The 21,029-nt window shown below is 64.1% G+C and carries 6 protein-coding genes and 1 pseudogene; 4 read left to right on the top strand and 3 right to left on the bottom strand.

Features of this window, described 5'->3' with window-relative positions; translation table 11 throughout:
• Positions 1-121: 121 nt before the first annotated feature.
• From gspE to K0H47_RS08770, 4 genes are all read left to right on the top strand, one after another.
• The gene (gene gspE, locus K0H47_RS08785) at positions 122-1,540 is read left to right on the top strand and encodes a type II secretion system ATPase GspE (protein ID WP_219272399.1); all 1,419 of its coding nucleotides are present in this window, start codon (positions 122-124) and stop codon (positions 1,538-1,540) included.
• The gene (gene gspF / locus K0H47_RS08780; RefSeq protein WP_093208694.1) at positions 1,540-2,751 is read left to right on the top strand and encodes a type II secretion system inner membrane protein GspF; all 1,212 of its coding nucleotides are present in this window, start codon (positions 1,540-1,542) and stop codon (positions 2,749-2,751) included. Before gspE ends, gspF begins: the two co-directional genes overlap by 1 nt.
• Positions 2,752-3,234: 483 nt before the next feature.
• The gene (locus tag K0H47_RS08775; RefSeq protein ID WP_063029153.1) at positions 3,235-4,398 is read left to right on the top strand and encodes a substrate-binding domain-containing protein; all 1,164 of its coding nucleotides are present in this window, start codon (positions 3,235-3,237) and stop codon (positions 4,396-4,398) included.
• A 202-nt stretch (positions 4,399-4,600) separates the two neighbouring features.
• Positions 4,601-17,164, top strand: coding sequence for a filamentous hemagglutinin family protein (locus K0H47_RS08770; RefSeq protein ID WP_219272398.1), 12,564 nt, complete (start codon positions 4,601-4,603; stop codon positions 17,162-17,164).
• Between the two features lie 64 nt (positions 17,165-17,228).
• Here K0H47_RS08770 and K0H47_RS08765 read toward each other — a convergent pair whose 3' ends face one another.
• The 3 genes and pseudogenes from K0H47_RS08765 to K0H47_RS08755 all read right to left on the bottom strand — a co-directional run.
• Positions 17,229-18,836: a hypothetical protein gene (locus K0H47_RS08765; RefSeq protein WP_219272396.1), complete on the bottom strand. Its 1,608-nt coding sequence runs from the start codon at positions 18,834-18,836 to the stop codon at positions 17,229-17,231.
• A 65-nt stretch (positions 18,837-18,901) separates the two neighbouring features.
• Complete coding sequence (locus K0H47_RS08760; protein ID WP_219272395.1) at positions 18,902-20,638, bottom strand: hypothetical protein; 1,737 nt, start codon at positions 20,636-20,638, stop codon at positions 18,902-18,904.
• Positions 20,635-20,958: pseudogene (locus tag K0H47_RS08755) on the bottom strand (tyrosinase family protein); the annotation flags it as partial. The gene K0H47_RS08760 and the pseudogene K0H47_RS08755, both read right to left, overlap by 4 nt.
• Positions 20,959-21,029 lie beyond the last annotated feature (71 nt).

Genomic DNA, 21,029 nt, shown 5'->3' with positions numbered 1-21,029 from the left:
TGGGGCAAGAGCGTTTTGCTTACTTTTGCGCTTTTCAAAAGTGAGCCGCTGTAAGAGCGGAACCATAAGCAGCCGTTACCGAAGGAATGGATATGTACACAGCCAAACGAAGCCCAAAAGCATGAGCCTCCTGCCTTACGCCTGGGCCAAATCCCAACGCATCCTCCTTCACCCGGGACCCCAGGGCCCGACGCTGACCATTTGCCCCTCAACCCCCGGCTGGTCCATCAGCGAAGTCCACCGCCAGTTCGGCCAGACCCACCTCATCCAGGTACGCGACGACGAACTCGACGGCCTGTTGGCCAGCGCCTACGCCGACACCGGCAGCGCCGCCGCCGTGGTGGGCGCCGCCGAAAACGAAGTCGACCTCGACCGCCTCATGCAAGACATCCCCGAAATCACCGACCTGCTCGACACCCAGGACGGCGCCCCGGTGATCCGCATGATCAACGCCTTGCTCACCCAAGCCGCCCGCGACGAAGCCAGCGACATCCACATCGAACCCTACGAAACCCACTCCGTGGTGCGCTACCGCGTCGACGGCACCCTGCGCGATGTCGTGTCCCCGCGCAAAGCCCTGCACGGCGCCCTGGTCTCACGCATCAAGATCATGGCCCAACTCGATATCGCCGAAAAACGCCTGCCCCAGGACGGCCGCATCGCCCTGCGCGTCGCCGGTCGTCCCATCGACATCCGCGTCTCCACCGTGCCCACCGGCCACGGCGAGCGCGTGGTGATGCGCCTGCTGGACAAACAAGCCGGCCGCCTGCAACTGGAAACCCTAGGCATGGACCCCGCCGTCCTGAGCAAACTCGACAGCCTGATCCGCCAACCCCACGGCATCGTGCTGGTCACCGGCCCCACCGGCAGCGGCAAGACCACCAGCCTCTACGCCGCCCTGGCCCGGCTGGATGCAAGCACCAGCAATATCCTGACCGTCGAAGACCCGGTGGAATACGACCTGCCGGGCATCAGCCAGATCCAGGTCAACGCCAAGATCGACATGACCTTCGCCCTGGCCCTGCGGGCGATCCTGCGCCAGGACCCGGACATCATCATGATCGGCGAAATCCGCGACCTGGAGACCGCGCAAATCGCTGTCCAGGCTTCCCTCACCGGCCACCTGGTACTCGCCACCTTGCACACCAACGATGCCGTTTCAGCGGTCAACCGCCTGATCGACATGGGCGTCGAACCGTTCCTGCTGGCCTCATCCCTGCTCGGTGTATTGGCCCAGCGCCTGGTGCGCCGCCTGTGCCCCCACTGCAAGCAGGAAGACCCGGCGGCGCCCGGCACCTGGCGGCCGGTCGGGTGTGCGCAGTGCAACCAGATAGGCTACAGCGGGCGTACCGGTATTCATGAATTGTTCTGCATCGATGATGAGCTGCGCGGGCTGATTCACCAGGGCGCTGGCGAACAAGACCTGAGAGCGGCAGCCCGCCGCGCCGGCATGTTCAGCATGCGCGAAGACGGCGAACGCTGGGTGCGCAGCGGCGCCACTGCCCCCGAAGAAATCCTGCGCGTAACACGGGACGCCTGATGAACCGATACCGCTACGAAGCCGCCGACGCCACCGGCAAGCTGGAGTCCGGGCACCTTGAGGCAGACAGCCAGAGCGGCGCCTTTGCCAACCTGCGCAGCCGGGGCCTGACGGCCTTGCAGGTGCAGATCGAGAACAACAACCCGCAAGCCGGCGGCAGCAGCCGGTTCGGTGCCAAGCTCTCGGACAATGACCTGGCCTGGGCCACGCGCCAGCTGGCGAGCCTGCTCGGTGCGAGCCTGCCGCTGGAGGCCGCGTTGAGCGCCACGGTGGAGCAAGCCGAGAAAAAACACATCGCCCAGACCTTGAGCGCGGTTCGCGCCGATGTGCGCAGCGGCATGCGCCTGGCTGATGCGTTGGCCGCGCGGCCCCGGGACTTTCCGTCGATCTATCGGGCGCTGATCGCGGCGGGGGAGGAGTCCGGCGACCTGGCCCAGGTCATGGAGCGCCTCGCCGACTACATCGAGGAACGCAATAACCTGCGGGGCAAGATCCTCACGGCGTTTATTTACCCGGGCGTGGTGGGGCTGGTGTCCATCGGCATCGTGATTTTCCTGCTCAGCTACGTGGTGCCGCAGGTGGTCAGTGCGTTTTCCCAGGCCCGCCAGGACCTGCCGGGGCTGACGTTGGCGATGCTCAACGCCAGTGATTTTATCCGCGCCTGGGGCTGGCTGTGTTTTGCCGGGATCGTGGGTGGTTTCTGGAGCTGGCGCCTGTACCTGCGCAACCCGGTGGCGCGGTTGAACTGGCACAGCCGGGTGCTGCGCCTGCCGCTGATCGGGCGCTTTGTGCTGGGGCTCAACACCGCGCGTTTTGCCTCGACCCTGGCGATTCTCGGCGGGGCAGGTGTGCCGTTGCTGCGGGCGCTGGAAGCCGCGCGCCAGACCCTGTCCAACGACCGCCTGAGCCAGTGCGTCAGCGACGCCACCGCCAAGGTGCGCGAGGGCGTCAATCTGGCGCCGGCGCTGGCGGTGGAAAAGGTCTTTCCGCCGGTGCTGATCCACCTGATCGCCAGCGGCGAAAAAACCGGCTCCCTGCCGCCGATGCTCGAGCGTGCGGCGCAAACCCTGTCCCGGGATATCGAACGTCGGGCGATGGGCATGACGGCGTTGCTTGAACCCTTGATGATCGTGGTGATGGGCGCCGTTGTGTTGGTCATCGTCATGGCAGTACTGCTGCCGATCATCGAAATCAACCAACTGGTGACCTAGTCGCTGGCGAAACGCGGTCAAAAATGTGGGAGCTGGCTTGCCTGCGATAGCGGTGTGTCAGTCGCCCAGGATGCAAGCTGACCCGCCGCCATCGCAGGCAAGCCAGCTCCCACATTTTAACTGCGTTTCTTCAAGACTATTTTCGCGCGCCTGACACGCGGGTCCCAAACTCGGGTTCCTCATTCTGTCATCTGCCCAACCCCGCCACACGGCCTGTGCCGCCTCCAGCCCGGCACTCGAAATCCGCGCTGAAACCCCGCTGTCATCTCACCTCCAAACCGTCCAAAAGCATGACCAAAACACCCGAGAATCTTTTTAAAAATCAAGCCGTTCCTCCCGAGGTTTTTTCCTTTAGCTGTCATCGGATGCTGCGAGATTTCATACCCATGGCCTCACCCCTCGCTACCTCCCGAACCACAGCCCGGGACCGAAGCCATAGCGTCATCTACCCCAACGTACAAACACGACGAAAGGAGCTTCTTCATGTTTAAGCGCAACGTTCTCGCGGTATCCATGACCCTCGCTGCACTGTGCTCGGCCCAGGCTGCCATGGCAGACATCAACGGCGGTGGCGCCACCCTGCCACAACCGCTGTACCAGACCTCCGGCGTATTGACTGCCGGTTTCGCCCCGTACATCGGTGTGGGCAGCGGCAAAGGCAAACTGGCGTTCCTGAACAACGACTACAGCCAGTTCGGGACCGGCACCAAGAACGTGCACTGGGCGGGCAGCGACTCCAAGCTGACCTCGACTGAACTGTCCACCTACGCCTCCACCAAACAAGCGGCCTGGGGCAAGCTGATTCAAGTGCCTTCGGTAGCCACTTCGGTTGCCATTCCATTCAACAAGGCCGGTACCAACGCGGTTGACCTGAGCGTTGATCAACTGTGCGGCGTGTTCTCGGGCCGTATCACCACCTGGGACCAACTCCCGGCTACCGGTCGCACCGGTAACATCGTGGTGGTTTACCGTAACGAAGCCAGTGGCACCACCGAGCTGTTCACCCGTTTCCTGGCAGCCAAGTGCGTCAATGAGTCCAAGAAGTTTGTGGTCACCACCAACTTTGCAGACAGCTTCGGCGTGCCGGCAGGTGCCGTGCCTGCCGTCACCAGCCAAGGCGTGATGGACGCGCTGAACGCCGGTGATGGTCGCATCACTTACATGAGCCCGGACTATGCCGCTCCTACCTTGGCTGGCCTGGATGACGCCACCAAAGTGGCCAAGGTCGCCGGTGTTTCTCCAGCCCCTGACAACGTTTCCGCTGCCATTGCTGCTGTGCCAGTACCGGCGGCTGCCAACGTCGCCCTGCAGAACGCCTGGGTACCAGTATTTGCTGCTGCTGCCGACGCCAATGACCCAAGCGTCGTGCCTTACCCAAGCACCGGCTATCCAATCCTGGGCTTCACCAACCTGATCTTCAGCCAGTGCTACGCCGACGCCACCCAAACCTCGCAAGTGCGTGCGTTCTTCACCCGTCACTACGGTGCCAGCGCCCTCAACACCAACGACAATGCCATCAAGGCCAACCGCTTTGTGCCGCTGCCAACTGCCTGGAAAGCCGCGATCACCAGCAACTTCGTCACCGCAACCAGCGCGCTGAGCATCGGCAAGTCTGATGTCTGCAACGCCATCGGTCGTCCGCTGTAAACCACGCTTTTACCGACCGGCAACACCCGATCAGCAACGGCCTGTGCCGTTGCTGATTTTTTGCGTTGGCGGCCGGGCTAGCAGCCTTACATGAACTTTCCATGACAGAAGTTCAGTCCCGCCCCTCGCCAACCGCCTAACTCCCATACATGACGCACATCGCCAGTTCCCCATGGGCAATAACAAAGAAGGAAGCTTCCTGATGGTCCGCTGCAAACCACCGGTCAACCTGAATGCCCAAGGCCCTGGCGGCCAGACGATCCTGCGCCTCAAGCCACTGGCCCAAGCGATTGCCTTGTTCATGGTGGCAGGCAGCGCCCACGCGGCGACAGCGTTCAGCTCCGGCTGGTTTGCCGACAAGGGTGCCGCCCAGGCGGCGACTGCGGCCCGCCTCAACGGGGCGCAGGTGCCGGGAATTCCGTCGTTGAATCAGCAGGCGCGGGCGAACCAGCAGCTGTCACGTTCCATCAGCACGCTCAACAACAGTGTTGCGGCGATTGCGGCCCAGCAAGCGGCACAAGCGGCAGGCCGGCAAGCGGCGCTCGGCCAGGTCTCGACGATTCCCGACGGCCTCGGCAAGGGCGGCTTGCAGGTGGACAACAGCCTGACCCAGGGCTGGACCAACGCCAAGGGCCCGACCCAAAGCCAGTCCGGTGGCAAGACCACCGTCAGCATCGAGCAGACCGCCGACAAGGCGATCCTCAACTGGGAAACCTTCAACGTCGGGCGCAACACCACGGTCGATTTCCAGCAGCAGTCGAATTGGGCGGTGCTCAACCGCGTCAATGATCCCAACGCGCGCCCCAGCGAAATCCAGGGCCAGATCAACGCCCCCGGCACCGTGATGATCATGAACCGTAACGGGGTGATCTTCAGCGGCAGCAGCCAGGTCAATGTGCGCAACCTGGTGGCGGCGGCTGCCACCATCAGCGATGACCAATTCACCCAGCGCGGGATTTATGTGGATGCCAACGGCACCCAGCCGACTTTCACCGACGCGGCGGGCAAGGTCGAGGTGCAGCGCGGCGCGTTGATCCAGACTCACAACCCGGCCACCTCCACCGACGCCGGTGGCTATGCCTTGCTGCTGGGCTCGGAAGTCGAGAACGCCGGCAGCATCATCACCGCCAAGGGCCAGGCCACCCTGGCCGCCGGCGACAGTTTTTATATCCGCAAGGGCGTCGGCACCACCGGCAACGACCGCTCCACCACCCGTGGCAATGAAGTGGCCACCCGCCTCAAGGCCGGCAGCACGTCGGGCAAGGTCAGCAACAGCGGCCTGATCATGGCGTCGACCGGCGACATCACCCTCACGGGGCACCAGGTGCAGCAGAACGGCGTGGCCCTGGCCAGCACCTCGGTGGATACCCGCGGCACGATTCACTTGCTCAACGCTGCCAGCGATGCCACCGGCAGCGTGACCCTGGGCGAGGGCAGCACCACGGCGATCCTGCTGGACGCCAGTGGCAGCACCGCCCTCAACAGCCAGAAGGACAATGGCTTGAGCAAGCTCGACGGCCTGCCCGCCAACCTGATCACCGGCCAGTTCAACAACCTCAGTGCGGTGGCCGACCGCACCGACCAATCGCGGATCGAGATCGTCAGCGGCGGCACCGTGGACTTCCAGAAAGGCTCGATCACCCTGGCCACCGGCGGCCAAGTGGCCGTCAGCGCCAGCCAACGCAGCCTGGTACGCGACGGCGCGATGATTGATGTGTCTGGCGCGATTGGCGTCAAGGTGGCGATGGAAGCCAACAACATCAAGATCAACGTGCAGGGCAACGAGCAGCGCGATGCGCCGGTCAACCGTGACGGCGGGCAATTGATCAACAACGACGTATGGGTCGACCTGCGGGACCTGGTGTTCGTCCCGGCCGGCACCAACGGCTATGCGACGGACCGCTGGTACACCGCTGGCGGGCTGCTGGAAGTCGGCGGTTACCTGGGCACCCAGGGCCACTCGATCGGCGAGTGGATGGCCCAGGGCGGCACCGTGACGTTCACCGGCAAGGACGTGGTGACCCAGCAGGGGGCGCAGGTCAATCTGTCGGGCGGTACCGTCGATGTGCAGGCCGGCTACATCCGCCAGACCTGGCTCAAGGGGCCTGATGGCCAGCTCTATGAACTGTCGAAAGCCCCTGCGGACATTCTCTACGCGGGGATCTACAAAGGCTTTGAAGACACCAGCGCCCGCTGGGGCCGCAGTGATTTCTACTACAACCCGCTGGTGGCCCAGCAAAGCCGCTACGAGGCGGGCTACACCGTGGGCCGCGACGCCGGCAAGCTGGTGGTGGGCACCACCAACGCGGTGCTGGAAGGCCAGTTGATCAGCGATGTATTCCAGGGCGATCGCCAGACCCAGGCCCCCAATATCAACCTTGATGGATATCAGCAGTCACAGCAGGCCATGGCCCAGCGGGCGCAGTTGATCATTGGCCAGTACACGCCGGTCTACAACAAGGCCACCGGCACCTTGCGCTACGCCTTGACCCCGACCATCGACCAGGTGCTGATCGAGAGCGCCACGCAAAAAATTGCCGACGGCCTGGACCTGGCCACCGCGCTGCCGACCGAGCGTCAGGGCAAACTGGTGCTCGACAGTGACCTGCTCAATGGTTACCGGTTGGGCGCGATCAAGGTCGGCGCCAAGCAGCGGATTGACGTCCATGGCGCACTCAAGGTGGCGGACGGCGGCGACATCACCCTGTTCGGCCCTGTGGTTTCAGTCAATGCCAACCTCACGGCCCACGGCGGCAGCATCAACGCGGGCAACCTGTTGAATCAGGTCGACCTCAATCGCTCCAATGTCGTCGGCGACGTGATTCTGCCGGGCACCGGGCGGCTCGATGTGGCCGCCGGGGTCAGGCTGGACAGTTCCGGGCGCTGGAATAATCTGGCGCTGGACCCATCGGCCACTGACGGGGTGGCGTATATCAACGGTGGCAAAGTGTCGTTGCGCAGCTCCGGGGACGTGAACCTCGCAGCGGGCAGCCGGGTGGACACGTCGTCCGGGGCAACCATCGGCCTGGATGGCAAAGTCCGGGGCGGCAAGGGCGGCGACGTGACCGTGGGCGCACTGGGGGCTTTGGACCTGGGCGCGGAGATTCGCGGCTATGGCGTCAGCGCAGGCGGCACCTTGACCTTGCAGGCCAACCAGGTGCAGATCGGCGAGAGCCCGCAGGCGCCGGACGCCAAGACCTTGCAGTTGCCCGGGGATTTTTTCAACAAGGGTTTTTCGGCCTATGACATTACCGGCAACGAAGGGTTGCTGGTCACCGATGGCACTCAGGTTGATGTGAGCGTGCCGGCCTACCGGCTCTCGGAGCAGGCCGCCACGACGCCGGGCGGCGGCGATGCGGCCAGCGTTATGGAACGCTGGACTCCGCCGCTTTACCAGGAAGACGCCAGCAAGGGCGTACTCACTCAGCGGCGGGGCGCCAGCCTGACCCTTTCCGCCGGCCACCTGGAGTCGCCTGCGGCGCAATTGCCGACAACGGCACTGGTGGTGGGCAAGGGTGCGGTGATCAGCGTCGACCCGGGCCAGGCAATCAATCTGCGCAGCATCGGCCAACTGACGGTCGACGGCACGCTCAATGCCTGGGGTGGCAGTGTCAACCTGAACGGCCTGACCACGCGGGCGTTCGAGCAAGCCAACGCGATCGGGCATGGCCGCTCCATCTGGCTGGGTGAAAACGCACTGATCGATGTCGCCGCCCGGGCCGCGACCGCTGTGGACAATCGTGGGAGCCAATACGGGCTGGTCCGCGACGGCGGCAAGATCAGCATCGGTGGCGAGATCAACCTGAGCACCGGGACGGTCACGGCCAGTGACCTGTTTGTGATGGTACGCGAGGGCGCCCGGCTGGACGCGTCGGGCACGCAAGCCGTGTTGGATGTACCGGGGCAGGGCGCAACCCGGGTGGCCAGCAATGGCGGCAGCATCAGCCTGGCGTCCAACAATGGCTTGTACCTGGACGGCAGTCTGGTAGCCCGGGCCGGCGGTGCCGGCGCAGCGGGCGGCAGCCTGAACGTGGCGCTGGACAGCCCGTATTACACCAAGAGCAGTGTCACGGACCGGGTACTCAAGGTGCGCGAACTGGTGCTAGGCCAGACCCATCAGACCCACCCGCTCGCCGGCACCGCCGCCGACGCAGCCGACAGTCTGGAATACGGCCATGCTCGCCTGGGTGTAGACCAGGTCAGTGCGGGCGGTTTCGACAATCTGGCGTTGATGAGCAACGGCCTGTTGAGTTTCGACGGCGATGTGTCCTTGGCCATGGGCCAGGGCCTGCGCCTGTACAGCGGTGCCTTCAACCTCAGTGAGGGCGCAACGGCCAATGCCCGGGTGAATCTGTCGGCACCCTACCTGCTGCTGTCCGGCATGGATTCGCCGGCCCGGGAGTTCTACGTAAACCCGGTGTCGGTGTTGCCGTTACCATCGCTGCGCGCCACCGAGGCGCAGTTCAATGCCAGCGGCAGCTTGATCGATGTGCGCGGCAGCGTGTTGTTTGGCAGCAAGGGCAAACTGCGCCAGGCCGACGACAGCCTGGTGGGCCTTGAGCGTCGCGGCTTTGATCAGGTCAACCTGACCAGCCAGGGCGATCTGCGCTTCCTGGCGGGCGCCAACCCGGATGGCGTGGCCTTGAAGGTCAGCACCCAGTTATTGACCCAGGGCGATATGACCTTGCGGGCGGCGCAGTTGTATCCGGCCACGGAGGTCGGTGCGCGGGTCATTGCGGGCTACTTGAGCGAATTCAACAGCCTCAACATCACGTTCGACCCGCTGCGTACCCTGACCATTGGCCGTACCGGCAGCGCGGACGCCGCGGTGCCTTACTCGGCATTCGGGCGCCTGCAACTGGGCGCCGCGACGGTGCGGCAGGGCGGTGTGGTACGGGCGCCCCTGGGGTTGATCGATATCGGCACCATGGGCAGCAGCCAGGTGCAATTGCTGCCGGGCAGCGTGACGTCGGTGAGTGGCAAAGGCCTTGTGCTGCCATATGGCGGCACCCTGGATGGGCAGGTCTACACGTACAACGGCAAGACGGTGACGTTTGTCGGTCAAGGCGGGCTGGTCAATCAGAACGCGGAACTCAGCGTTGGGGTGATGCTCGGCGGCCAGTCGGTGCAGGTGCAGCCTGAGGCTATCCTGGACTTGTCCGGCGGTGGCGAGTTGCTGGGGGCCGGGTTCGTCTCCGGGCGTGGCGGCTCTACGGATGCGCGTTACAGCCCGTTGGTGCAGTTCGGCGCCAATGGCGGTTTTGTGTTGCCAGGCCTGGGCACCAACCCGATTTACGCCATCGTGCCCGGCGTGCAGCCCGGCGCGGCGCCGGTGGCGCCGGAGAAGGGGGCGGTCGATCCGTTGGTGGGCCAGCAGGTCACCATCGGCGCCGGAGTGCCGGGGCTGCCGGCGGGCACTTATACCCTGATGCCGTCCACCTACGCCTTGTTGCCCGGTGCTTTCCGCGTCGAGATCAACGGCCTGGCCGGGCTCGGCAGTGATACCGCCACCCAACGGATGCGCAATGGCTCCTGGTCCACCGCCGGGCGCTTGTCCATCGCCAACACCGGGATCAGCAACAGCGTCGCCAGCCAGTTGATTTTGACCTCGGCCGATACCTTGCGCCGTTATTCCCAATACAACGAAACCAGCTACGCACAATTCGCAATCGCCGACGCCGCGAAACAGGGGGTGCCACGCCCGATGCTCGCCGTCGACGCCAAGACCCTGAAACTGGCCTTGCGGCCCGGGGGCGGCGCTGATGGGTTTTCGTTCCAGGGCATAGGCCGTTTTGAGGCGGCGGCGGGTGGCTACGGTGGCGCCGTGGCGGTGATTGATCCAAGCAAACGCGGTATTGAAGTCGTCGCGGCGGGCAGCTCCGCAACCGCCGGCTTCAGCGGTATTACCTTCAGCGACGACAGCCTCAACGCCCTCGGGGCCTCGCGCCTGCTGGTGGGGGGCATGACGGCGGTGCAGTATGGCCAGTCCGGCAACTACATCGTTCTGGCAGGCGGTACCAATCAGGCCGACAGCGCAATCACGCTACGGGAGGGCGTGACGCTCGCCGCGCCGGAAGTTTTTCTGTTGAGCGACACGAAAGCGATCGTTCTGGAGCAAGGGGCATCCATCAACACCATCGGCCGTGGCCAGGCCAGCTACGATGCCCGCGATGGGTTTATCTACAAGGTCACCAATATGCTGGCGGTGTCTAACGGCTTGCTCAATGTCATTTCATCCGGTTCGGCGTTTCCCAGCGGCGGGATCAGGGTCGGGGTGTGTGACACGGTCGTGTGCAGCGGGCAAACCGGGCTGTACTCCGAAGGCAGTATCGTGGCGCTGACCAACAATACCTTCCAGCTCGGCGACCAGGTGCGCTACGGCACCCGCCACCTCAACCTGGGGGTCAACACCATTAACCTGGGCAGCGTGGACGCCCTGGCTGCTGCCGCTGCGGCCAATCAGTTGCCCGCCGGCCTGACACTCACCCAGGCGCTTCTGGATCGCCTGCTCAAGGGGGATACCCAGTTCGGTGCGCCGGCCCTGGAAACCCTGCAGCTCTCGGCGCGGGACAGTTTCAACTTCTACGGCAGTACCTCCCTGGACACCTATGACCCACTGACGGGTAAATCGCGGCTGAGCAACCTGATGCTCTCCACCCCGGCGATCTACGGTGCCGGTGGCGCTGGCGACGTGGCCAGTATTCATACCGCCAACCTGATCTGGCAGGGCGCGACCACACCACCGGGTAGCGTGATAGGCGGCGGGGCGGGCACTGGCAGCGGGCGCCTGGATATCAACGCCGAGCGTATTGAGTTCGGCTACGGCGCCTTTGCCCAGACCAATACCGTGAGCAGTTTCGACCGCCTGGCTTTGGGCTTTGCCAGGGTGAACCTCAATGCCAGCGAGCGCATTACCGCCAACCACAAGGGCAGCCTCTCGGTGTATCAGAGCCAGGGCGCCTATGACCCGGTGAAGGGCTTCCAGTACAGCGGTGGCGACCTGAATATCATCACGCCCCTGATGACCGGCGAAGCCGGTTCGGTGAACCGCATCACCGCAGGTGGGGCGATTGATCTTGCAGCGTCCACGGGCGCACGGGGCAAGGCCAACGGCCAGGGCGCCGAACTGTCCCTGCAAGGCGACAGCATTCGCCTGGCCACGGCGGTGGTATTGCCCAGCGGCAAGGTCAGCCTGGGGGCCCGGGGCGATGTGGTGTTGACCGACGCGGCCATGGTCGACGTGGCCGGTCGCGCCATCGTGTTCAACGATGTGACCCAGTACGGCGCGGGCGGCACTGTGCTGCTGGACAGCGGCAGCGGCAATATCCTGCAGGCCGCCGGCTCGATCATCGACCTCTCCGCCAAAAACAACCAGGCCGGCAAACTGCGGGCGGTTGCGGTGGACGCGGCGGGCGGTATTGTCGACCTGCAAGGCACGATCCTCGCCGGCAGCAGTGGCTATTACGATGCGGGCGGGACCAGGATGCCTTATGAGGCCGGCACCGTGGAAATCCAGGCCCAGCGCCTGGGCAGCAGCGGCTCCCTGAACCAGCAGTTCGCCGACCTCAACCAGCGCCTGAATCAAGGCCAGGTGTTCGGCACACGCAGCTTCCAGCTCAAGCAGGGCGACTTGACCATCGGCAATGGCCTCAAGGCCGGCACCCTCAACGTCTCCGTGGACAATGGCAGCCTGCGGGTCACCGGCCTGGTGGACGCCAGTGGCGAGCGCGTCGGCAGCATCAACCTGGCCGGCAAGCACGGCCTGACCTTGGACGGCGGCGCGGTACTCGACGCCCATGGCAGCCAGCTGCGGGCGGACAGCTACGGCAAGATCATCGACTCGCCCAACCGGGCCATGGTGGTGCTCGGCTCCGGCACCGGCCAGTTGACCCTGGCCGATGGCGCACGCATCGACCTGCGTCACGGCACCGAGGCGGTCCAGGGCAATGACGGGCGCAACCGCGGCACCCTGGAACTGAATGCACCACGGCTGATCAACGCCGATGGCACCAGCAACGACATCAACATTGATGCCCATGGCCGCCTGACGATCCAGGGCGCGCGCTCGATCGCCCTCAACGGCATGATCAGCTACGACGATGCGCCACTCGTTACCGACCCGACGGCCAGCGGGCGGCCTTACCAGCAGATCGACCAGGCCTACCTGGATGGCAAGCATGTGCTGAGCACGGCCTTTATCAACGGTGCATTGCTCAACCAGAACCTGCTGCAAAACAAACTTGCCGGGCTTAACAACTCAACCTATGCCGATGCCTTCCACCTGCGGCCCGGGGTGGAAATCGTCAGCAAGACCCCGGACGGTGACCTGGTGGTGCAGGGCGATCTGGACCTGTCCGGCTATCGCTACGCCAGCCTCAACCCCAACAGCCAGAAAACCTCGGTGTATGGCTCCGGTGAGTCGGGCAGCCTGACCCTGCGCGCCGGTGGCGACCTGAACATCTACGGCAGCATCAACGATGGTTTTGCGCCGCCGCCACAGACCGTCGATGACAAGGGTTGGGTGTTGTTGCCGGGCATCGACTTTACCGGCGGCACGATCATCGTGCCGGGTAACGGCATCACCCTGGCGGACGGCACGACTTTCCCGGCTGGCACCGTGCTCAACTACGACCTGCCGATCAAGGCCGTGGGCGTGGCCGCCGGTACGCGCTTGCCGACCCGAGCGACGCTGAACCAGGACCTGACGCTGCCTGCCGGTACGGTGCTGGCCGCAGCAGTGTTCGACAGCGCCGGCAATGTGCTGTTTGCAGCCGGCACGTTATTGAGCCAGGCACACACCCTGGCGGCCGGTTCACAGCTGGACGCCGGCAGCCTGCTGACCCAAAACACCCAGCTCGGGGCGCTGATCTGGCCCAAAGGTGTGCCGTTGCCGACGAATTCTCAGGCGATCAACCCATCGTTCAACGTCGTGACGCTCAATGGCGACATGCCGCTGTCGCGCGGCGCGTTGATTCCTTCCGGTACCAACGTCAAGTTGCCGGGCGGGGCTGAGTCGGTGGTGTTGCGCCCGGAAGTGGCGGGGCGCCAGGGCAAGCTGTGGGCTCTCTCGCCGATGCTGGCCGAAGGTTCGCAATCCTGGTCGCTGCGGTTGGTCGCAGGTGCCGACACCGAGGCGGCCGACAGCCGTATCCTGCAAGCCCATCCGCGCAGCGGCGACCTGCGTTTGGCCGACAGCCACTACGGCATGTTTGCCAAGGAAATGCCCGCCAAGGGCAAGTTGACCTGGACCGCCTTTGCGGTGGAGGACTTTGCGGCCAACGGAGTGGTGGTCAAGGAAGGCGATCCGATCGACCAAAAGACCCTCGATGATTTCGGGCTGGGTTCGATTGATGATTTCTGTGCGGGCAATCCGGCGTACTGCGCAGTGAAAGTGGGCTATGTCTGGACCGAATTCGGCGCCAAGGACCTGGCGGACAACGGGATTATCGTCACCGTCGGAACGCCGATCGAGCAAAGCATCTTGGACCAGTTCGGTATCCCTTCCATCGATGAGTTCTGTGCAAGCTCGCCCGCCTACTGCCTGGCCCAGAGCGGCAAAGAGTATGCGGCGACCCCGTCCAGCAGCCGTTTCAGTGTGATTCGCACCGGTACGGGCGACCTCGAACTGCTGAGTGCCGGCAACTTGAGCATGGACTCCCTGTACGGGGTCTACACCGCCGGTACATCGTCCACCGCAACCGGTGCCGGTGACCCCTACAACCAGCCCAAGGCCCTGAACAGCGGCAAGACGGTGCTCAACGATACCAACAGTTATTTTGAACAGTTCGTCAATGGTTCATCTGACAGCCTGTACCGTGCCTGGTACCCGGAGGCGGGGGGGAACCTGAGCGTGAACGTGGGGGGCAACCTGACGGGGAATATCCTGGGAAGCGTCTTCAACCCAAGTCGGCCCAACCCCTTGGATAACGGCATCGACTCCGCCGATGTGGCCAACTGGTTGTGGCGCCAGGGCAGCGGCACGGTGAACACCGGTGGGCAGGCGCAGCCGACGGCCTGGTGGATCAATTTCGGTAGCTATACCGCCAATGCCTCCAAGGCTGATGCGTTTGTCGGGTTTACCGGTTTCGGCACCCTCGGCGGCGGTGACGTGGATGTACAGGTAGGCGGTGATGCCGGTGTGCTTCGGCGCATGGACGGCAATCAAATGTCGGCCTCTGCCAACCCGCGCAGCCAAGGGCTGGTGCTGGCGGTTGGCAGTACCGGGCGGGTTGCCGGTGATGGCAGCCTGCAGTTGACGGGCGGTGGTGATTTACGGGTGCGTATCGGTGGCGCCCTGAACCCTGGCAGCGTGGTTGACGTAAACGATCAGAACGGCCAGTTGGTGAATATCCGGGGCAACGCCCAACTGCAAAGTGCAACCACGGGCCGGATCGACCTGACCTACGGCAGTAACAGCTCTGAGCAGAGCCCGGGCGAAACCCGCGCATTCGATCCGTTCCAGGCGACCCGTGGCCGGGCAGTGGGGGGCATCACCCTGGTACCGGGGGATGCCACATTCAACCTGACCACATTGGGTGACCTGGTGCTGCAGCAAGTGATTGACCCGGGCCGTGTCGTCCTGCTGAACAACTCATCGTTTACCCGTGGCGGGACGAGTGGGACCGGCGAAAGTTGGTTCTCATTGTGGACCGGGCACACGGCAATCGACCTGTTTTCGGCGGGGGGCAATTTGACGCCAGCTGTCTCCGCCGCAGCGTCCGACCTGGCAACTGTCTACCCATCGATCGTTCGAGCGACGGCGGCTGGCGGCAGTATTTATTACGGAAACGCCGTCCTGGGGTCCCAAGCCGATACGAGTCCGATAAATGCCTTGGTGCTCGCCCCAGGTGCCAGCAGCCAGTTGCAATTCCTGGCCCATGACTCGATTTATGCGGGCGGTATGTTTGTCACGCCTTCCGGGGCCGACCCCGGCATCATGGCCACACCTTGGCGGCCGGCGTTTGTCGGGACCATTGATGGCCAGGTGGTTGTCGATGGCAACAATCTGTCGGAAAACGGTAGTTCGCCGGGTTCCATTCCGCGGCCTCTGTTTGCCTTTGGCTCCGCCACGGCGTCGGCAGCCGCTTACGCGCCAACGGAACCGGCGCGGTTCTATGCCTTGACCGGCGACCTGGTGGGGGTCAGCAGCGGCCGGACCCTGACGTTCAATTCTTCTCCCTCGTTTTTGCATTCGGGGCAGACCTGGTACGAGGGTAACGGGCCGGTTTGGATGATGGCGGGGCGAGACATTGTCAGCAGTGGCAGTCGTTTTAATACGGCCCCTGGTGCGGTCAGCGAGCAGTCGACCGGCAACCTGTTTATCCACAACAACCCCGCTGACATCTCCATCGTCTCCGCCGGGCGCGACATTCTGTACAGCAACTTCCAGGTTGCCGGTCCCGGCCTGCTGGAAGTGACGGCGGGCGGCAATATCCTGATGTCCGGGCGTGATCCGGCGAAGGGTGGCGAAGTCAGCATCACCAGCCTTGGCCCGGTGGTCGCGGGCGACAACCGCCCTGGCGCAGGCATCGTCATGCAAGCTGGCGTCGGCCCCAACGGCCCGGATTACCGGCGCTTTGTCGAGGCCTACCTTGACCCGGTCAACCTCGTCCAGCCAGGCGAACCCCTGTCGATCCAGGGTGGCAAGGTTGCCAAGACCTACGAAAACGAACTGGTCACCTGGCTCGCCGAGCGCTTCGGTTTTGTCGGCAGCAGCGAGCAGGCCCGTGCGGTTTACGCGGCACTGCCTGCCGAGCAGCAACGGGTGTTCGCCCGTGATGTTTACTTCGCTGAACTCAAGGCCGCCGGCCGTGAGTACAACGCGGTGGGCGGCGTGCGCCAGGGCAGTTATGTACGGGGGCGGGCGGCGATTGCCGCGCTGTTCCCGGACAAGGACGTGGCCGGCAACCCGATCACCTACAAGGGCGATATCACGCTGTTCGGCGGCTCCGGCGTGCACACCAATTTCGGTGGTTCGATCCAGATGCTGACCCCGGGCGGCGGGCAGACCTTCGGCATCGAAGGCGCGGCACCGCCGTCCACGGCGGGTGTGATCACCCAGGGCGCCGGCGATATCCAGCTGTATTCCATGGGCAGCATCCTGCTGGGCCAAAGCCGCATCATGACCACCTTCGGCGGCTCGATCATGGGCTGGTCCGGCGAGGGCGACATCAACGCCGGTCGCGGTTCCAAGACCACCGTGGTGTACACGCCGCCCAAGCGTGTCTATGACAACTGGGGCAACGTCACGCTGTCGCCAGCGGTGCCGAGCACCGGGGCGGGGATTGCGACGTTGAATCCGATTCCTGAAGTACCGGCCGGCGACATCGACCTGATCGCCCCGCTGGGTACCATCGACGCGGGCGAGGCGGGGATTCGGGTCTCCGGCAACATCAACATCGCCGCGTTGCGGGTGGTGAACGCGGCGAACATCCAGACCCAGGGCAAGTCGTCCGGCGTGCCGGTCTCGGCAGCGGTGAATGCCGGGGCCATGACCTCGGCGAGCGCGGCCGGTGCAGCGGCGTCCCAGGCGGCGGAAGATGCCGCGCGCAGCCAGCAAGCGGCGGCCAAACAGGGCCGGGCGTCGATTGTTACGGTGGAGGTGTTGAGCTTTGGCAGCGAGCCGGTGGAGCGCAAGCCGGAGGACGGCCAGAAGACTTCGGGCTACAACCCCAACAGCCCGGTGCAGGTGCTCGGTGCCGGGCCATTGAGTGACCAGGCACGGGCGCGGTTAACGGATGAGGAGCGTCAGCAGATCAGTTTGTAGTGTTAGAAAAGGACCTCTCGTTGTATTTGGGGCGATCATTGATCGCCCCTTTTTTTCGTCTGGATCACGGTTGATCCTTGAGGGTCTGGAAGGCTTTCACGCGCTTGACCAGGCTGTTCTTGCTGGCCGAGTCGGCGCTGTTGAACAGGAACGAAAAGTCCGAAGCCAGGGTGGAGCTGCCGGCGATGGTCGCGTACTGATGACAGGCATTGCAGTTATCGCCCTGGACGTAGGTCTCCAGGGTGGTGTTGGCCACCGGTACGTTGCCCTGGCTGATAAACGGCCCGTAGGACAGCGGCACTTGCGCACTGACACCCGGTTCCGGCTGGGTGGGCGGGTTGGGGGTGAGGGTCCAGAGTACGTTGATCAGTTTGTAGTACTGGAACACCGACTTGCCCTGGCTCTGCTGGGCAAAGTTGGCCTGCACCGCGCCGTTAAGCGCCTGCAGTTCAGTGGGCAGCGGATGTTCCCGGGTGGTCTGCACGGGTTGGTCCCGTGGAAACGGCTCGGTGCAGTCGCGGTCGGGATGGTGCTGTTTGCACTGGATACGCGCCACGTTCGGCGTGCATTCGGGGCCGGTGCCGCAGTTCGGGTTGTTGAAGGCAAAGCTGTCGGGCGGCGTCTGTTGTGGCGGCACCTGGTTGGGTTCCGGCACGTTGTCCACCTGCTCGAAGGTGGTCCAGATGAAGTTGGGCGAGGCTTGGGTCTTGTTGATGATATGCAGGCCCACCAGGCCCACCACTTGTTGGGTGCACTGCAAGGTGGCCGGGTTTTTGAGCCAGGCGACGGTGGTCAGGTAACGCCCGTAGAGCTCGGGTTTGCCGGTAAGGATCCGCCACGCCGCCTTGACCTCCAGCGCTCCCAGTTGCTCCTGCGGCACCGGGTTGGGCGGCAGCGAGCGCATGGGTTCACCGATGGGCAGAGACAGCCCGCCCGGGTTCTGGTTGTCGAGGTTCTGCGCGACTGTCAGCTGGTTGGCTGCGTCGTACAGCCCTTTGCTGACGATGTAGTCGAACTCGGCCTTGCCCACCTTGCGTTCAAAAAACACCAGGTTCTGCGACTGGTCCGTCAGCCAGCCGCCGGAGGCTTCCATGATCGGGTCTGGAATCGAGGCGAGGGTGCCACTGGACAGGTGAAACCCATGCCGCGCGTTGATCGCGCTTTCGGAGGTGGCGGTCATGAACTTGCGCGCCCCCACCGACATCGCCCTGAGGCTGCCCTGGGTGCTGCAATTGGACGGCACCAGGGTTTGCACGCCCCAGCCGGTGGGCGCGGGCGCGCCGGGCAGGAAGATATCGTTGGCATCCTTGTAGCTGGCCCACACGGGCGCCACGCTCATCGGCTGCCCGGAGGCAGTCGGTACACCGAATTGCGCCAGGGTACTGTTCATGTCCGGCTCACCCGCGAGGGCGGGCGTGGCTGGCCAACCGGGATTCACCGGCCAGTTCAGGGCAATGAATAACTGCCAGCCAAAGCAATTCATAAAGCTCTGGCCGGTGGCGTTGAAGTTGTTGATCGGCAGGAACCCGCCGCTTTTCGGATTGAACACCAACTGTTGCTGCACGCAAGCGTCGGCGTCGGACGTTGGGGATGCGTAGGCGGCCTGCATGGCGAACAGGCTCAGCACCACACTGGTCAGCAGCGATAAAACACTTAAGCGTAACCTGGACATCATCGCGCTCCTTGCAAGCAGGTAAAGCCGCACCCTGGGTGGATGCGGCTGATGGGCCGTATCAGTCAGGCGCCAGGCACCAGCGCCAATCCGGATTCCCATGGGTGTTCCGTCGCGCTGGGGTTATCGGCTTCGCCCGGGTTGAGCGCGCGCACCGTCACCAGCCCCGGAGCGGCAGTGGGGCTTACGGTGATGGTCAGCAAGTAGCCCTGGGTGCCGCCGGAGTTGGTTTGCCCGGGGATGGCGGAGGCATCCGGCAGGAACTGGGTGACCTGCGCCGTCACGCCGGGATTGGAAAATTGCACCCGCGCCGTCTCGGCGGTGGTCTTGAGATCGGCGCCTTGCACCACCAGGGCGAACTGTCCGCTGGTGCCGGGTGCCAGCCAGGCCGGCAGGTCGGTAGGCGACTGCCCGTAGAACAGATCCAGGGGCAGCAGTTGCACCGGCCAGGGTTGCACGCCGTTGACCCGATCCTTCACGCAGGGGCAGGAATCCGGCGTCGGGCTGATGGGCGTGGTTGTCACACTCAGGCCCACCAGCAACTGCTGGGCAATCACCCACACATAGTCGATCGGCTGGCCACTGATGGTGACGTCGTTGATCGAAAACCCGGCGCTGACTGGCACTTCAAACACCGCTTGCAGGATCTGGTCGGAGCCGTTGGCGGCGGACTTGGCGGTGCCACGGGTGATTTTCCAGTACTGGCTGACGTCCTGGCCTTGAGGGCCTTTCCACGCCGAGAAGTCGGTGGGTTGTTGCAGGTAAAGGCCGATGGGATTGGTCAAGGACAGCCGGTTATTCACCGCCACGCTGTTGGCCGAGAAACCGATATGCGGGTCGGAGTTGCGGTAGTTCTGCCCGTATTGCGCGCAGCAGATCAATGCCTGGGAATTCTGGCTGCTGGCCAGTGGGCGCAGGATGGTCGCTGCGGCGGCCAGGTACACCTCGGCGCTCAAGGTGTTGGGGCCGGAGGTCAGGTGCATCGCCCCGCCGTATTGGCCGGGTACGCAGGCGGTGCCGGCGTTCCATTTGTTGACCGTGTCGTAGGCCGGTTGGCCGGTGGTGGGGTCGATGACCGGATCGCCCGCTTTGCCGGTCGGGCAGTCGGCGGTGTAGCGCAAGTACAGGTCTTCGAGCTGCACCTGCGGGTCGATGTAGTCGCGGTACAGGCCCAGCACTGCATTTGGATCAATGCGCCACATGGCCAGGAAATACGCCGGGTTTTCGCAGGTGAAGGTGATCTTGCGCATGTTGCCGTCGGCATCGCGCACGATGGACCACTCGCAGTATTCGTCAAGCCAGCCACGGGGCCCCGAGGGCGAGAAATCCTTGTACTTGCCTTGCCAGTCGATGGTCGGGCAGCGGGTGACGGGCAGTTGCAGCAGGGTGCCTTGCTTGTTCGGGTCGTAGAGCATGTACAGGGTGTTGTTGATCGTAATCTGGCCGTTGTCGGTCAGCTCCATCACCTGTTGCATGGACATGGCCTTGCCGCCCAATTGCGGAATCACCGCCGTGCCGTTGTTGTAGAAGAACGTCCACAGCCGATTGGGGAAGGGCGCCCAGGTAATCGCCGGCGGTGTGGTGGGGCCGTAGCCTTCCACCAGCGGGTTGTAATAGCCCGAGCGCGGCGCGTCATTGAGGCCCGACCACGGGTTGCCGATGATTGCGGACTGGGTCCAGCCGGTGAGGTCATTGTTCCAGTCGGTTTCAAATTGCGGCAGCTGGTTTTCCAGGCCCAGCTTGTTGTAGTCCTTGGGGGCTTGCCCGGCGGGGGAGGTGAATTGTTTGAAGGGTGTGCTCATGGCGATTCTCCAGGTGTCGTGTGGGTGGAAGCAGAGCAGCAACCGGCACTGGGGGCAGGGCCGGTGATGGCCTGGCGCGGGTCGTCCCACACCAGTTGGGCGATAAAGCCTGGCAGCGGCGCGTACTCTTGCGGCGTCAACACCCGGGCACTATCGAGATGGGTCACCACCACGGATAACTGCGTGGCGTCAGTGGGGCGAAGGTTCAGCGCGCTGGCATTACGCGTGGCATTCAGCGCGCGGGACACGCCGTGGGTGATGCAGCGGCCCTTGTCATCCACCAGGCCCATGCCGATGCGACTGAAACGCCCGACATAGTGCTAATGCTGTTCACTTAAGCATTTGAGCCCACGCTGGGCTTCCTAGAAAATCCGATACCAGACCTCTGGCA

The sequence above is a fragment of the Pseudomonas sp. Xaverov 83 genome, from assembly GCF_019352905.1.
In the GTDB taxonomy this organism is placed as follows: Bacteria; Pseudomonadota; Gammaproteobacteria; order Pseudomonadales; family Pseudomonadaceae; genus Aquipseudomonas; species Aquipseudomonas yamanorum.
This window is presented reverse-complemented; position numbering and strand designations above follow the sequence as displayed.

What these genes read in the sequence shown, in the direction of transcription:
- K0H47_RS08775 (WP_063029153.1), top strand. Translation starts at nt 3,235, where the DNA reads ATGTTTAAGCGCAACGTTCTCGCGGTATCCATGACCCTCGCTGCACTG.
- K0H47_RS08765 (WP_219272396.1), bottom strand. Translation starts at nt 18,836, where the DNA reads ATGTCCAGGTTACGCTTAAGTGTTTTATCGCTGCTGACCAGTGTGGTG.
- K0H47_RS08760 (WP_219272395.1), bottom strand. Translation starts at nt 20,638, where the DNA reads ATGAGCACACCCTTCAAACAATTCACCTCCCCCGCCGGGCAAGCCCCC.
- gspE (WP_219272399.1), top strand. Translation starts at nt 122, where the DNA reads ATGAGCCTCCTGCCTTACGCCTGGGCCAAATCCCAACGCATCCTCCTT.
- gspF (WP_093208694.1), top strand. Translation starts at nt 1,540, where the DNA reads ATGAACCGATACCGCTACGAAGCCGCCGACGCCACCGGCAAGCTGGAG.
- K0H47_RS08770 (WP_219272398.1), top strand. Translation starts at nt 4,601, where the DNA reads ATGGTCCGCTGCAAACCACCGGTCAACCTGAATGCCCAAGGCCCTGGC.